Source organism: Streptacidiphilus sp. PAMC 29251 (assembly GCF_054208735.2).
This window is the reverse complement of the sequence record NZ_CM135725.2, coordinates 7,192,920-7,204,850: the sequence shown is the minus strand read 5'-3', so window position 1 is coordinate 7,204,850 and position 11,931 is coordinate 7,192,920. Positions and strand designations below refer to the sequence as shown.

General features: G+C 70.0%; 10 protein-coding genes. 1 reads left to right on the top strand and 9 read right to left on the bottom strand.

What is annotated here, in order from left to right; all coding sequences use genetic code 11:
• Nucleotides 1-133: 133 nt before the first annotated feature.
• The 3 genes from ACXKR8_RS34270 to thyX form a co-directional block, all read right to left on the bottom strand.
• Nucleotides 134-1,819: a ribonuclease J gene (locus ACXKR8_RS34270; protein WP_458268442.1), complete on the bottom strand. Its 1,686-nt coding sequence runs from the start codon at nt 1,817-1,819 to the stop codon at nt 134-136.
• A 120-nt stretch (nt 1,820-1,939) separates the two neighbouring features.
• Nucleotides 1,940-2,839 (bottom strand): 4-hydroxy-tetrahydrodipicolinate synthase, encoded by a 900-nt coding sequence (dapA, locus tag ACXKR8_RS34265; protein WP_458268441.1) that lies wholly within the window; start codon nt 2,837-2,839, stop codon nt 1,940-1,942.
• Nucleotides 2,840-3,030: 191 nt separating this feature from the next.
• Entirely contained in the window at nt 3,031-3,780 is a 750-nt protein-coding gene (thyX, locus tag ACXKR8_RS34260; RefSeq protein ID WP_458268440.1) for an FAD-dependent thymidylate synthase, read from the bottom strand.
• Between the two features lie 197 nt (nt 3,781-3,977).
• On the opposite strand from thyX, the gene ACXKR8_RS34255 reads away from it, so the two are divergent.
• Entirely contained in the window at nt 3,978-4,544 is a 567-nt protein-coding gene (locus tag ACXKR8_RS34255; protein ID WP_462099954.1) for a GNAT family N-acetyltransferase, read from the top strand.
• On the opposite strand, the gene ACXKR8_RS34250 is transcribed toward ACXKR8_RS34255, so the two are convergent.
• From ACXKR8_RS34250 to eccD, 6 genes are all read right to left on the bottom strand, one after another.
• The gene (locus ACXKR8_RS34250; RefSeq protein ID WP_458268438.1) at nt 4,472-4,909 is read right to left on the bottom strand and encodes a tetratricopeptide repeat protein; all 438 of its coding nucleotides are present in this window, start codon (nt 4,907-4,909) and stop codon (nt 4,472-4,474) included. The two genes, ACXKR8_RS34255 and ACXKR8_RS34250, sit on opposite strands and share 73 nt — an antisense overlap.
• A 4-nt stretch (nt 4,910-4,913) precedes the next feature.
• On the bottom strand, nt 4,914-5,672 hold the full coding sequence (gene dapB / locus ACXKR8_RS34245; RefSeq protein ID WP_458268437.1) for a 4-hydroxy-tetrahydrodipicolinate reductase: 759 nt from the start codon (nt 5,670-5,672) through the stop codon (nt 4,914-4,916).
• A 21-nt stretch (nt 5,673-5,693) separates the two neighbouring features.
• A complete protein-coding gene (locus ACXKR8_RS34240; RefSeq protein ID WP_458268436.1) occupies nt 5,694-7,052 on the bottom strand; it encodes a M16 family metallopeptidase in 1,359 nt (452 codons plus the stop codon).
• Nucleotides 7,053-7,157: 105 nt separating this feature from the next.
• Nucleotides 7,158-9,371, bottom strand: coding sequence for a polyribonucleotide nucleotidyltransferase (locus ACXKR8_RS34235; RefSeq protein WP_458268435.1), 2,214 nt, complete (start codon nt 9,369-9,371; stop codon nt 7,158-7,160).
• Between the two features lie 430 nt (nt 9,372-9,801).
• On the bottom strand, nt 9,802-10,092 hold the full coding sequence (rpsO, locus tag ACXKR8_RS34230; protein WP_458268434.1) for a 30S ribosomal protein S15: 291 nt from the start codon (nt 10,090-10,092) through the stop codon (nt 9,802-9,804).
• A gap of 308 nt (nt 10,093-10,400) precedes the next feature.
• Nucleotides 10,401-11,849 carry a type VII secretion integral membrane protein EccD gene (gene eccD / locus ACXKR8_RS34225; protein ID WP_458268433.1) on the bottom strand — a complete coding sequence of 483 codons (1,449 nt, stop codon included), beginning with the start codon at nt 11,847-11,849 and terminating at the stop codon, nt 10,401-10,403.
• Nucleotides 11,850-11,931: the final 82 nt, after the last annotated feature.

The window sequence follows — 11,931 nt, the reverse complement described above, 5'->3', positions numbered from 1 at the left end:
CGCCACAACTGTTTCCAGGGCAACTCGAAGGACACTACGCGCCCCATCCGACCCATGTCAAACCGGGGCTCGACAGCCGTGTGCCCCCGCTGCCGAATGGCTGCGGGGGCACACGGGGAGGACGGGGCGGAGGTCAGACCTCGACCACGACCGGGAGGATCATCGGGCGCCGGCGGTAGGTGTCGGACACCCACTTGCCGAGGACCCTGCGGACCAGCTGCTGCACCTGGCGGGGCTCGATGACGCCGTCCTGGGCGGACTTCGACAGGGCGTCCTGCATCTTCTGGATGGCAGGGCCGAAGGCGTCGTCCTCGATGCCGGAACCGCGGGCCTGGATGTTGGGGCCGCCGACGATCTTGCCGGTGGCGGAGTCCACCACCAGGAAGACCGAGATGATGCCCTCTTCACCGAGGATCCGGCGGTCCTTCAGCGAGCCCTCGGTGATGTCGCCGACCGAGAGGCCGTCGACGTACACGTAGCCGGCCTGGACCTTGCCGACGATCTTGGCGACGCCGCCGACCAGGTCGATGACCACGCCGTCCTCGGCGAGCACCACATGGTCCTTCGGCACGCCGGTCTTCTGCGCCAGGTCGGAGGCCGCCCGCAGGTGGCGCCACTCGCCGTGGACCGGCATCACATTGCGCGGCTTGCAGATGTTGAAGAAGTAGATCAGCTCGCCGGCCGAGGCGTGACCGGAGACGTGCACCTTGGCGTTGCCCTTGTGCACGACGTCCGCACCCCAGCGGGTGAGGCCGTTGATGACCCGGTAGACCGCGTTCTCGTTGCCGGGGATCAGCGACGAGGCCAGGATGATCGTGTCACCCTCGACGATGCGGATCTGGTGGTCCCGGTTGGCCATCCGCGACAGCGCGGCCATCGGCTCGCCCTGGGAACCGGTGCAGACCAGCACCACGTCCTCGTCGGGCATGTCGTCGAGCGCCTTGACGTCGACGACCAGGCCGCCCGGCACCTTGAGGTAGCCGAGGTCACGGGCGATGCCCATGTTGCGGACCATGGAGCGGCCGACGAAGGCGACCTTGCGGCCGAACTCGTGGGCCGTGTCCAGGACCTGCTGGATGCGGTGCACATGGCTGGCGAAGCTGGCCACGATGATCCGCTTGTCGGCGCGGTCGAAGACCTGCTGGAGCACCGGGCCGATGTCCCGCTCCGGCGCGATGAACCCGGGGACCTCGGCGTTGGTGGAGTCCACCAGCAGCAGGTCGATGCCCTCCTCGCCCAGCCGGGCGAAGGTCGGCAGGTCGGTCAGGCGCTTGTCCAGCGGCAGCTGGTCCATCTTGAAGTCACCGGTGGCGACGACCATGCCGGCCGGGGTGCGGATGGCGACGGCCAGCGCGTCCGGGATGGAGTGGTTGACCGCGATGAACTCGCAGTCGAACGCGCCGATGCGCTCGCGGTCGCCCTCCTTCACCTCCAGCGTGTACGGCCGGATGCGGTGCTCGGTGAGCTTCGCCTCGATCAGCGCCAGCGTCAGCTTGGAGCCGATCAGCGGGATGTCCGCCTTCTCGCGGAGCAGGAAGGGGACGGCCCCGATGTGGTCCTCGTGCCCGTGGGTGAGGACGATGCCGTCGATCTTGTCCAGACGGTCCCTGATGGAACTGAAGTCGGGCAGGATCAGGTCGACGCCGGGCTGCTGCTCCTCGGGGAAGAGGACGCCGCAGTCGACGATGAGCAGGCGACCGCCGTACTCGAAGACCGTCATGTTGCGGCCGATCTCGCCGAGACCGCCCAGCGGGGTGACGCGGAGCGCCCCCTCGGCGAGCGGCGGCGGGGTGCCCAGTTCCGGATGCGGATGGCTCAAAAGTCTCTCCTTTCCGCGCACGCCGCACACCCCAGGTGGGTCCACAGCGCACACGGCATCGTTACTTCGTTGTTCGTGGTGCAACACGTCACCGCTCGGGCAGGACGTGGAAGTCTGTTGTCAGAGGTGTACCCCGCCGGAGGCGAGATCCTTCCTCAATTGGTCGATCTCTGCCCCCGTGGCTTCGACCAGCGGCAGTCGCAGCGGACCCGCCGGCAGGCCCTGGAGGTTCAGGGCAGCCTTGGTGGTGATCACTCCTTGAGTACGAAACATACCGGTGAAAACAGGCAGCAGTCGCTGGTGTATCTCCGCGGCCTTCGCCGCGTCGCCCGCGAGGTGGGCTTCCAGCATGCTCCGGAGCTCCGTCGTGACCACGTGGCCGACCACGCTGACATAGCCGACCGCGCCGATCGAGAGCAGCGGCAGATTGAGCATGTCGTCGCCGGAGTACCAGGCCAGGCTGCTGCGGGAGAGCGCCCAGCCGGCGGCGGCGAGGTCGCCCTTGGCGTCCTTGTTGGCCACGATCCGCGGGTGCTCGGCGAGTCGGACCAGGGTGTCGGTCTCGATGGCGACACCGCTGCGACCGGGAATGTCGTAGAGCATCACCGGCAGGCCTGTGGCATCCGCCACAGCGGTGAAGTGCTGGAACAGGCCCTCCTGCGGGGGCTTGTTGTAGTACGGGGTGACCACGAGCAGGCCATGGGCTCCGACGCGCTCGGCCTGCTGGGCCAGCTCCACGGTGTGCCGGGTGTCGTTGGTGCCGACGCCGGCGATGACGTGGGCGCGGTCGCCTACCGCCTCCAGTACCGCCCTGACCAGGTCGCTCTTCTCGGCGTCGCTGGTGGTCGGCGACTCGCCGGTGGTGCCGTTGACGACGAGTCCGTCGTTGCCCGCGTCGACCAGATGGGCCGCCAGACGCTGGGCGCCTTCGAGGTCGAGGGAGCCGTCGACGGTGAACGGGGTCACCATCGCGGTCAGTGCCCTGCCGAAGGGGATCTCAGGGGTGGAGGTCGGAGCCATGAACCCAACGCTACTCGTTGTGGACGTGTGTCAGCACAGGCGGTCCATCAGGAGGAACAGGAAAGGTGAGCCCGGTGCTGCCTGCTCGGGGGTTCAGGCAGCACCGGGGCTCGTGATCTGAGACTAGGGAACACCCCGATATCCCGCAAATGGGACATACGGGATATCTGACTCAAAGTGAGATCACGCCGTTAGGGCGCGACCCGGCCGTGCTCGTTGAAGGCGGCGTGGGTGAGCGGCATCAGTGCAGCCCAGTGGGCTTCCAGCTTCTCCGCGACCATCTCGATCTCGCGCTGCGGGAAGGACGGCACCTTGGCCCGATCGTCCTTGGTCCGCAGCGAGAGGAAGTGCATCAGCGAGCGCGCGTTGCAGGTCGCGTACATCGACGAGAACAGCCCGACCGGCAGCACCGCGCGGGCCACCTCACGGGCCACACCCTCCGCGAGCATCGCCTGGTAGGCGGCGTACGACTGACGGTAGGACTCCTCCATCGCGGCCGTGGTCGCCTTCTGCTGTTCGGGTGAGCCCTCGAAGAACTCGTACTTCCCCGGCCGCCCCTTCTGCACCAGCTTCCGCTCCGCACCGGGCACGTAGAACACCGGCTGCAGCTCGCGGTAACGCCCGCTCTCCTCGTTGTAGGACCATCCGGAACGGTGGCGATGAAATTCGCGGAAGACGAAGATCGGGGCGGTGACCAGGAAGGTCATCGAGTTGTGCTCGAAGGGGGTGCCGTGGCGGTCGCGCATCAGGTAGTTGATGAGGCCCTTGGAGCGCGCCGGGTCCTTGCCCAGTTCGTCGAGGGACTGCTCGCCCGCGGTGGAGACCCGGGCGGCGAACAGCACGTCCGCGTCCTGGGCGCTGCTGCGAACCAGCTCGACGGTGACGTCGTCCCTGAAGACGGGCTCCGGTACGGCGGGGGCTTCGTCGGTCACCTGGCACATTCCTTTCGTCGCCGGTCCGATTTCGGACCGTACTCAGCGTATCGGTCGGCACCGACAGCCCTTCGACGGTCCTTGTCTATCCTGATCGTCCGAACGAACGCCGGAGGGAGTGCCGTGCAGGGTCGGCTGGTGCCGCCGGAGGTCCGCGACGCCACCGCTGCGGACATCGGCGCCGTGCGGCGGCTGCGGGCGGCGTCGTGGCGGGCGGCGTACGCGGGGGTGCTGCCGCCGGTGTACCTGGAGGCCATGGACACCGGTCCGGAGGAGATCACCCGGGCGGTCCGGCACTTCCTGCAGAGCCCGCCGGACCAGCATCTGCTGCTGGCCGAGCGGGACGGCCGGATCCTCGGGTTCGCCAGCTGCGGCCCGGCGCGGCCGACGCCCGAACACCTGCGCACCGGAGTGCTCCCGGCGAGGTGTACGCCCTCTACGCCCATCCGGAGGCCTGGTCCACCGGCATCGGGGCGCGGCTGCTCACCGCCGCGCGGGACCGCCTGCGCGCGGACGGGCGGGAGCAGGCCGTGCTGTGGGTGCTGGCGGCCAACACCCGGGCCCGGGCCTTCTACGAGCGCCAGGGCTGGCGCCCGACCGGTGGCTGCGGCGAACTGCGGCTCGGCGGAGCGGTGCTCCCCGAGCTGCAGTACGGGACAGCAAAAACCGGCTGCCGTGGTCGGCCCCCGGCGCGAGCCGGCTATGCGTCGTGGAGCTTGATGGCGTGCTGCATGGCCTTGCGGGCCCGCGGGGTGTCCCGGGCGTCGGCGTAGGCGACGGCGAGCCGGAACCAGCTGCGCCAGTCCTCGGGGGTGGCCTCGGTCTCCGCCCGGCGGCGGGCGAAGACGGAGTCGGCGGAGTCGCGGTCGATCCGGCCGCCCGCGCTGCGGTCCAGCTCGTCCACCGGGAGCGCGCCTTCGGCCTCCAGCTCCCGCGCCAGCGCGCCGCTGCGGCGGCCGAAGCGGAAGGTCTGCCAGAGGAACCAGACGCCGATGACGACCAGCACCTCGGCGCAGATCCCGATGCCGATGGCCAGCGGGTTGCCGGTGGACATCAGCTGGATCCCGGTGGCCACGATGACCACGCAGCCGAGCAGCAGCGCGGCGGAGACGACGAAATACACAACGCGGGCGATCATGAGCTCATTCTCCGTCGAACAGGAAGTTCTCCAGGCCGAAGGTCAGGCCGGGAGCATCGACCACCCTGCGCACTCCGAGCAGGATGCCGGGCATGAAACTGCTGTGGTGCAGCGAGTCATGACGGATCGTCAGGGTCTCGCCGGTGCCGCCGAAGAGCACCTCCTGGTGCGCCAGCAGCCCGCGCAGCCGGACCGAGTGCACCGGGACCCCGTCCACGTCCGCGCCGCGGGCGCCGGGCAGGCCGTGGGTGGTCGGGTCGGACTGCGGGTCGACCCCGGCCTCGGCCCGGGCCGCCGCGATCAGCTGCGCGGTACGGGTGGCGGTGCCGCTGGGGGCGTCCGCCTTGTTGTTGTGGTGCAGCTCGATGACCTCGGCGGACTCGAAGAAGCGGGCCGCCTGCTGGGCGAAGCGCATGGTCAGCACGGCGCCGATGGAGAAGTTGGGCGCGATCAGCATGCCGGTGGCCGGGGAGGCGGCCAGCCAGCCGCGGACCGTGGCGAGCCGTTCGTCGGTCCAGCCGGTGGTGCCGACCACGGTGTGGATGCCCTGGGCGGTGCAGTACTCCAGGTTGCCCATGACCGCGTCCGGATGGGTGAGGTCGACGACGACCTGGGCGCCGGCCTCGGCCAGGGCGGCCGGCTTGTCCTCGCGGTCGAGGGCGGCGACCAGCACCAGGTCAGGGGCGGCCTCGATGGAGCGGGCGGCCTCGGAGCCGATCCGGCCCTTCGCGCCGAGGACGGCGACGCGTAGCGGGGTGGTCATCGTTCTGCTCTCCACGGGGTCTTAGGAAACGGCTTCGGTGAGGCGGGCGGCGCGTTTGCCGTTGACCGGCCCTATCACGGCCAGCGAGGGCTGGTAGGCGCCCAGGACGGACGAGGCGACCTCGCGGACGTCGTCCAGGGTCACCGCCGAGATCTTCGCCAGCAGGTCGTCCACCGAGAGGTGGGTGCCGTAGCAGAGCTCGGCCTTGCCGACCCGGGACATCAGTGAGCCGGTGTCCTCCATGCCGAGCACGGTGGAGCCGGAGATCTGGCCGATGGCCCGGCTCAGCTCCTCCTCGGTGATGCCCTGCTCGGCGACCCGCTGGAGCTCCTCGCGGCAGATCTTCAGCACCTCCTCGACCCGCTTGGGCTGGCAGCCCGCGTAGATCCCGAAGAGGCCGGTGTCGGCGTAGGAGGAGGCGTACGAGTAGACCGAGTAGGCCAGCCCGCGCTTCTCCCTGACCTCCTGGAACAGCCGGGAGCTCATGCCGCCGCCGAGGGCGGAGTTGAGCACGCCCAGGGCCCAGCGGCGCTCGTCGCTGCGGGCCAGGCCGGGCATGCCGAGGACCAGGTGGGCCTGCTCGGTGGGCCGGTCCAGGATCTCGACCTTGCCGGAGGTGCGCAGCGCCCGTGCGCCGCCGCGCGGGTCGGCCGGGACGGTGTCGGTGCGCTTGAGCGCGCCCGCGGCGTTGAAGGCCTGCTCGACCTGGCGGACCACCTTGGCGTGGTCGACGTTGCCGGCCGCGGAGACCACCAGGTGCTCGGGGCGGTAGCGGCGCTTGTAGAAGCCGGCCACCTGGTCGCGGGTGAGCGCGTTGATGGTGTCGACGGTGCCGAGCACCGGGCGTCCCAGCGGCGAGGAGCCGTACATGACCTGCGCGAACAGGTCGTGGACCACGTCGCCCGGGTCGTCCTCGGTCATCGCGATCTCTTCGAGGACGACGTCGCGCTCGGTGTCGATGTCCTCCTGGCGGATCAGCGAGCCGGTCAGCATGTCGCTGACCACGTCGATGGCCAGCGGCAGGTCGTTGTCGAGCACCCGGGCGTAGTAGCAGGTGTACTCCTTGGCGGTGAAGGCGTTCATCTCGCCGCCGACCGCGTCCAGCGCGGAGGAGATGTCCAGCGCGCTGCGCCGTTCGGTGCCCTTGAAGAGCAGGTGCTCCAGGTAGTGCGTGGCGCCGTTGAGCACCGGGGTCTCGTCCCGGGAGCCGACGCCGACCCAGATGCCGAAGGCCGCGGAGCGGACCGTCGGCAGGGTCTCGGTGACGACCCTCAGTCCGCCGGGGAGAACGGTGCGGCGGACGGTGCCGGCTCCGTCCACGCCCTTGAGGAGCGTCTTGGTGGTGCCGGGGCGCTGCTGCGCTGCCGTGGGCTGTGCCACGTTCTTCCTCCGCGTGTTGCCTTCAGTGGAACAGGGGTACGGCCCGGTCCCCCGCAGGTGCGGAGGACCGGGCCGCTTCAGAGCTGAGCCGTCGAGAGGCGGAGGCTACTTGACCTCGTCCTCGGCGGCGGCCGCTTCGCCCTCGACCACGGGGATCAGCGAGAGCTTGCCGCGCGGGTCGATCTCGGCGATCTCGACCTGCACCTTGGCGCCGACCGCGAGCACGTCCTCGACGTTCTCCACGCGCTTGCCGCCGGCGAGCTTGCGGATCTGCGAGATGTGCAGCAGTCCGTCCTTGCCCGGCATGAGCGACACGAACGCTCCGAAGGTCGTGGTCTTCACCACGGTGCCCAGGTAGCGCTCTCCGACCTCCGGCATGGTCGGGTTGGCGATCTGGTTGATCGTCGTACGGGCAGCCTCCGCCGAGGGACCGTCGATGGCACCGATGTAGATGGTGCCGTCGTCCTCGATGGTGATGTCCGCGCCGGTGTCCTCCTGGATCTGGTTGATCATCTTGCCCTTCGGGCCGATGACCTCACCGATCTTGTCGACCGGGATCTTGATGGTGATGATCCGCGGTGCGAACTCGGACATCTCGTCCGGGACGTCGATCGCCTCGTTCATCACGTCCAGGATGTGCAGACGCGCGTCGTGGGCCTGGTTCAGCGCGGCGGCCAGGACCGAGGCGGGAATGCCGTCGAGCTTGGTGTCGAGCTGCAGCGCGGTGACGAAGGTCTTGGTGCCGGCGACCTTGAAGTCCATGTCGCCGAACGCGTCCTCGGCGCCCAGGATGTCGGTCAGCGCGACGTAGTGGGTCTTGCCGTCGATCTCCTGCGAGATCAGGCCCATGGCGATACCGGCGACGGCGGCCTTGAGCGGCACACCGGCGTTCAGCAGCGACATGGTCGAGGCGCAGACCGAGCCCATCGAGGTGGAGCCGTTGGACCCGAGGGCCTCGGACACCTGACGGATCGCGTAGGGGAACTCCTCACGCGTCGGCAGCACCGGCACCAGCGCACGCTCGGCGAGCGCGCCGTGGCCGATCTCGCGGCGCTTGGGCGAGCCCACGCGGCCGGTCTCGCCGACCGAGTACGGCGGGAAGTTGTAGTTGTGCATGTAGCGCTTGCGGGTGACCGGCGCCAGCGTGTCCAGCTGCTGCTCCATCCGGAGCATGTTCAGCGTGGTGACACCCAGGATCTGGGTCTCGCCGCGCTCGAACAGGGCCGAACCGTGCACGCGCGGGATGACCTCGACCTCGGCGGCGAGGGTGCGGATGTCGGTGACCCCGCGGCCGTCGATGCGGACCTTGTCCTTGATGACGCGCTGGCGGACCAGCTTCTTCGTCAGCGAGCGGTACGCGGCGGAGATCTCCTTCTCGCGGCCCTCGAACTGCGGGAGCAGCTTGTCGGAGGCGAGGCCCTTGACGCGGTCGATCTCGCCCTCGCGGGCCTGCTTGCCGGCGATGGTGAGCGCCTGGGCGAGCTCCTCGCTGACCGCGTTGCTGAGCGCCTCGAACACGTCGTCCTGGTAGTCCAGGAAGATCGGGAACTCGCCGGTCGGCTTGGCGGCGGCGGCGGCCAGCTCGGACTGTGCGCGGCACAGCTCCTTGATGAACACCTTGGAGGCCTCGAGGCCGGCGGCCACGACCTCCTCGGTCGGCGCGGTGGCGCCGCCCTTGATCAGCTCGATGGTCTTCTCGGTGGCCTCGGCCTCGACCATCATGATCGCGACGTCGCCGTCGGCGAGGGTGCGGCCGGCGACGACCATGTCGAACACGGCCTCCTCCAGCTCGCTGTGGCGCGGGAACGCCACCCACTGGCCCTTGATCAGCGCGACGCGGACGCCGCCGATCGGGCCGGAGAAGGGCAGGCCCGCGAGCTGGGTGGACGCGGAGGCGGCGTTGATCGCCACGACGTCGTACAGGTCGTCGGGGTTGAGCGCCATGATCGTGCAGACGACCTGGATCTCGTTACGCAGGCCCTTGACGAAGGACGGGCGCAGCGGGCGGTCGATCAGCCGACAGGTGAGGATCGCGTCCTCGGAGGGGCGGCCCTCGCGACGGAAGAACGATCCGGGGATGCGGCCCGCGGCGTACATGCGCTCCTCGACGTCCACCGTGAGGGGGAAGAAGTCGAAGTGCTCCTTGGGCTGCTTCGAGGCGCTGGTGGCCGAGAGGATCATCGTCTCGTCATCCAGGTAGGCCACGGCGGAGCCGGCGGCCTGACGGGCCAGACGGCCGGTCTCGAAGCGGATGGTGCGGGTGCCGAAAGTACCGTTGTCGATCACGGCTACGGCTTCGTACGTGGTGTTGTCTTCCACCTGGAAGATCTCCTTCGTGTTCCTCAGGTGGAGCGTCCCCATCGCCTCGCCCGTGGCGGCCCCGGCTGGGCCGGTCTTCGATCGAAGCCTCCGGGCAGTGCAGTACGTGGCGCTTTGTTCCGCGCGTGGCGCTGTCACTCTTCCGGCGGCCACTACCGAGGACCGGCGCCTGGTGGCGCCTGCGGTCGGTGTGCGTGTGGACGCTCCGCGTCTTTGCGGGCGGCGACCGGTCCGGTCGTCCCGCGATGTCGGATCGCCTCTCCTTCACGCGCGGCGCGCGTGCCGGGGCGGTCCTTCACCCTTCGTTCTCACCTTACGCACGCAGTCTTTCCCACGCGTGCGCCCTGCCCAATCCTTCGCTGAGGAAGAACGGGGCCGGAATGCGCCGAAGGGCGGCTCCCCAAGGTGGGAGCCGCCCCCGAGCGACGTACTAGCGAGCCGCGCCGGCGGCACCGCGGCGGATGCCGAGGCGGTCGACCAGGGTACGGAAGCGCTCGATGTCCTTCTTGGCCAGGTACTGCAGCAGCCGACGGCGCTGGCCGACGAGGAGCAGCAGGCCACGACGGGAGTGGTGGTCGTGCTTGTGGAGCTTGAGGTGCTCCGTCAGGTCCGAGATGCGGCGGCTGAGCATGGCGACCTGGACCTCGGGGGAGCCGGTGTCGCCCTCCTTCTGGCCGAACTCTTCCATGATCTGCTTCTTGACAGCGGCTTCGAGGGCCACGGCAACTCCTTGTGAGTCTCAATGGTGCCGGGTGGTCCTGGTCTGCTTCACAGGAACTGGTGGAACCCGGCGAACGGGGCTTGGAGCCCACCTTTGGTTTCCGGCCGGATCAGCGCGCGGCGTCTGGTGCGGTCGATCGCAAGGCGGCGGAGCGCCCTCGTAGCGGAGCTACTTGGGCGTTTCGCCAACGCGGCGAGCGGCTGTGCCAGGCGTTGCGCGCCCGGCCGGAAACCAAAGGTGGGCTCCTCGGCCCTGCACCAGCCTACCAGCGCGGAAGCGGACTCCTGGACCGGCCCCTGAGCACCCTTCTAGCTGGTGAAGCCGCGGACCGCCGCGTAGACGTCGAGGACCGCCAGCGCCAACGGGATCAGGGCCAGCAGCATCAGGCTGTCGACCAGGTCCAGGATGCGTCCCCAGAACGGGGAGACCCCGTGCCCGGGGACGACCAGGGCGATGCCGACCAGCAGCGCGGCGCCGACCGCGACGGATCCGCCGAGCAGGACGGTGCGGACGTCGACCGCCGAGGTGTTCCCCAGGTTCTGGTAGAGGAACAGCTGCATGTGCAGGGCCACCGCGAGCACCAGCAGGCACAGGCTGAGCAGGCCCGCGCCGAGCAGGCTGAGCACCTGGGCGGTGTGCCGGAACAGCCGGGCCCTGAGCATGGTGGTCACGCCGAGGACCATCGCCAGCCACTCCGGCCAGCGGCCGTCGGTGAAGGCGAGCACGGTCGCCGAGCCGACCACGACCGCGGCGCAGCCGCCGACCAGGCCGACCAGCAGCTCATGGCCGCGGCGGGCCTGGGCCGCGATCCGGCTGTAGTCCGCGGTGTCCTCCTCCTCGGCCGGCTCCACCGGGGAGCCGCCGGAGGACTGCAGCGGGGCGTGGAAGGCGACCGGGAGCCGGGCGAAGCGGGCGGAGAGCTGGGGCAGGTAGCCGATCAGCGCGATGGCCACCACTCCGGAGACGGCGGCGACCTGGCTCACCGACGCCTGGGCGAGCACCGCGCCAAAGGTCGCCAGGGTGCCCGCGGCGGAGAGCAGCGTGGCCGCGACGAAGGGGGCGTCCCCGCCCGGCATCAGCGCGGTGAGCAGCACGGACGCGGCCAGCACCGCGATGCAGCCGATCAGGAACTGGATCCGGCCCGAGCCGCTGCCCAGGTCGGGGGCGACGATGCCGGAGCCGCCGATCAGGGCGTGCGGCAGGGCGGCCAGGCCGAGCGCGAGCGCGGAGCCGCGGTCCTGGTAGACCCGGGCCCGGACGCCGGCCAGGGCGATCAGCACGATGGCGGTCACACCGGAGAGCAGGCCCGGCAGCGAGTGCATGTCGTGCTGGAGGTCGGAGAACCAGAGCGCGAAGCCGAGCAGGGTGAGCAGGACCACGCCACCGATCAGGCCGGCCCCGCGCATCAACTCCGGTCCCCACAGGGTGCGGTCGGCGGAGACAGCGGTGGCGACGGCCTCGGCGACGTCGTCGTAGACGGCCGGGGGCAGCGAGTCGGCGAAGGGCCGCAGGCTGAGCAGATCGCCGTCGCGGACCTGCTGGGCGACCAGCGGCAGGCTGCTGTCCAGCACCGTGCCGTCCCGGCGGACCAGGTGGAAGCCGGTGGGGGCGCCCTCGGCCAGGGTCTGGCCCGACAGTCGGAGCACCTCGGGGTAGACGTCGGCGAGCGGGACGTCCTCGGGCAGTGCCACGTCGATCCGGCTGTCCGGTGCGACGACGGTGACCCGGACGAATCCGGTTGCGGTGCTGGTGCCCACCCGGAGCCCCTCCCCCTGTGAGTGTCTGTGACCTGACCGGGGCTCACCCTATCGGCAGGGACAAGGCCTTCCGCTGCCGGGC

Excerpts from the sequence above, each read along its gene's own strand:
- dapA (WP_458268441.1), bottom strand. The coding sequence starts at position 2,839 with ATGGCTCCGACCTCCACCCCTGAGATCCCCTTCGGCAGGGCACTGACC.
- ACXKR8_RS34250 (WP_458268438.1), bottom strand. The coding sequence starts at position 4,909 with ATGATCGCCCGCGTTGTGTATTTCGTCGTCTCCGCCGCGCTGCTGCTC.
- dapB (WP_458268437.1), bottom strand. The coding sequence starts at position 5,672 with ATGACCACCCCGCTACGCGTCGCCGTCCTCGGCGCGAAGGGCCGGATC.
- thyX (WP_458268440.1), bottom strand. The coding sequence starts at position 3,780 with ATGTGCCAGGTGACCGACGAAGCCCCCGCCGTACCGGAGCCCGTCTTC.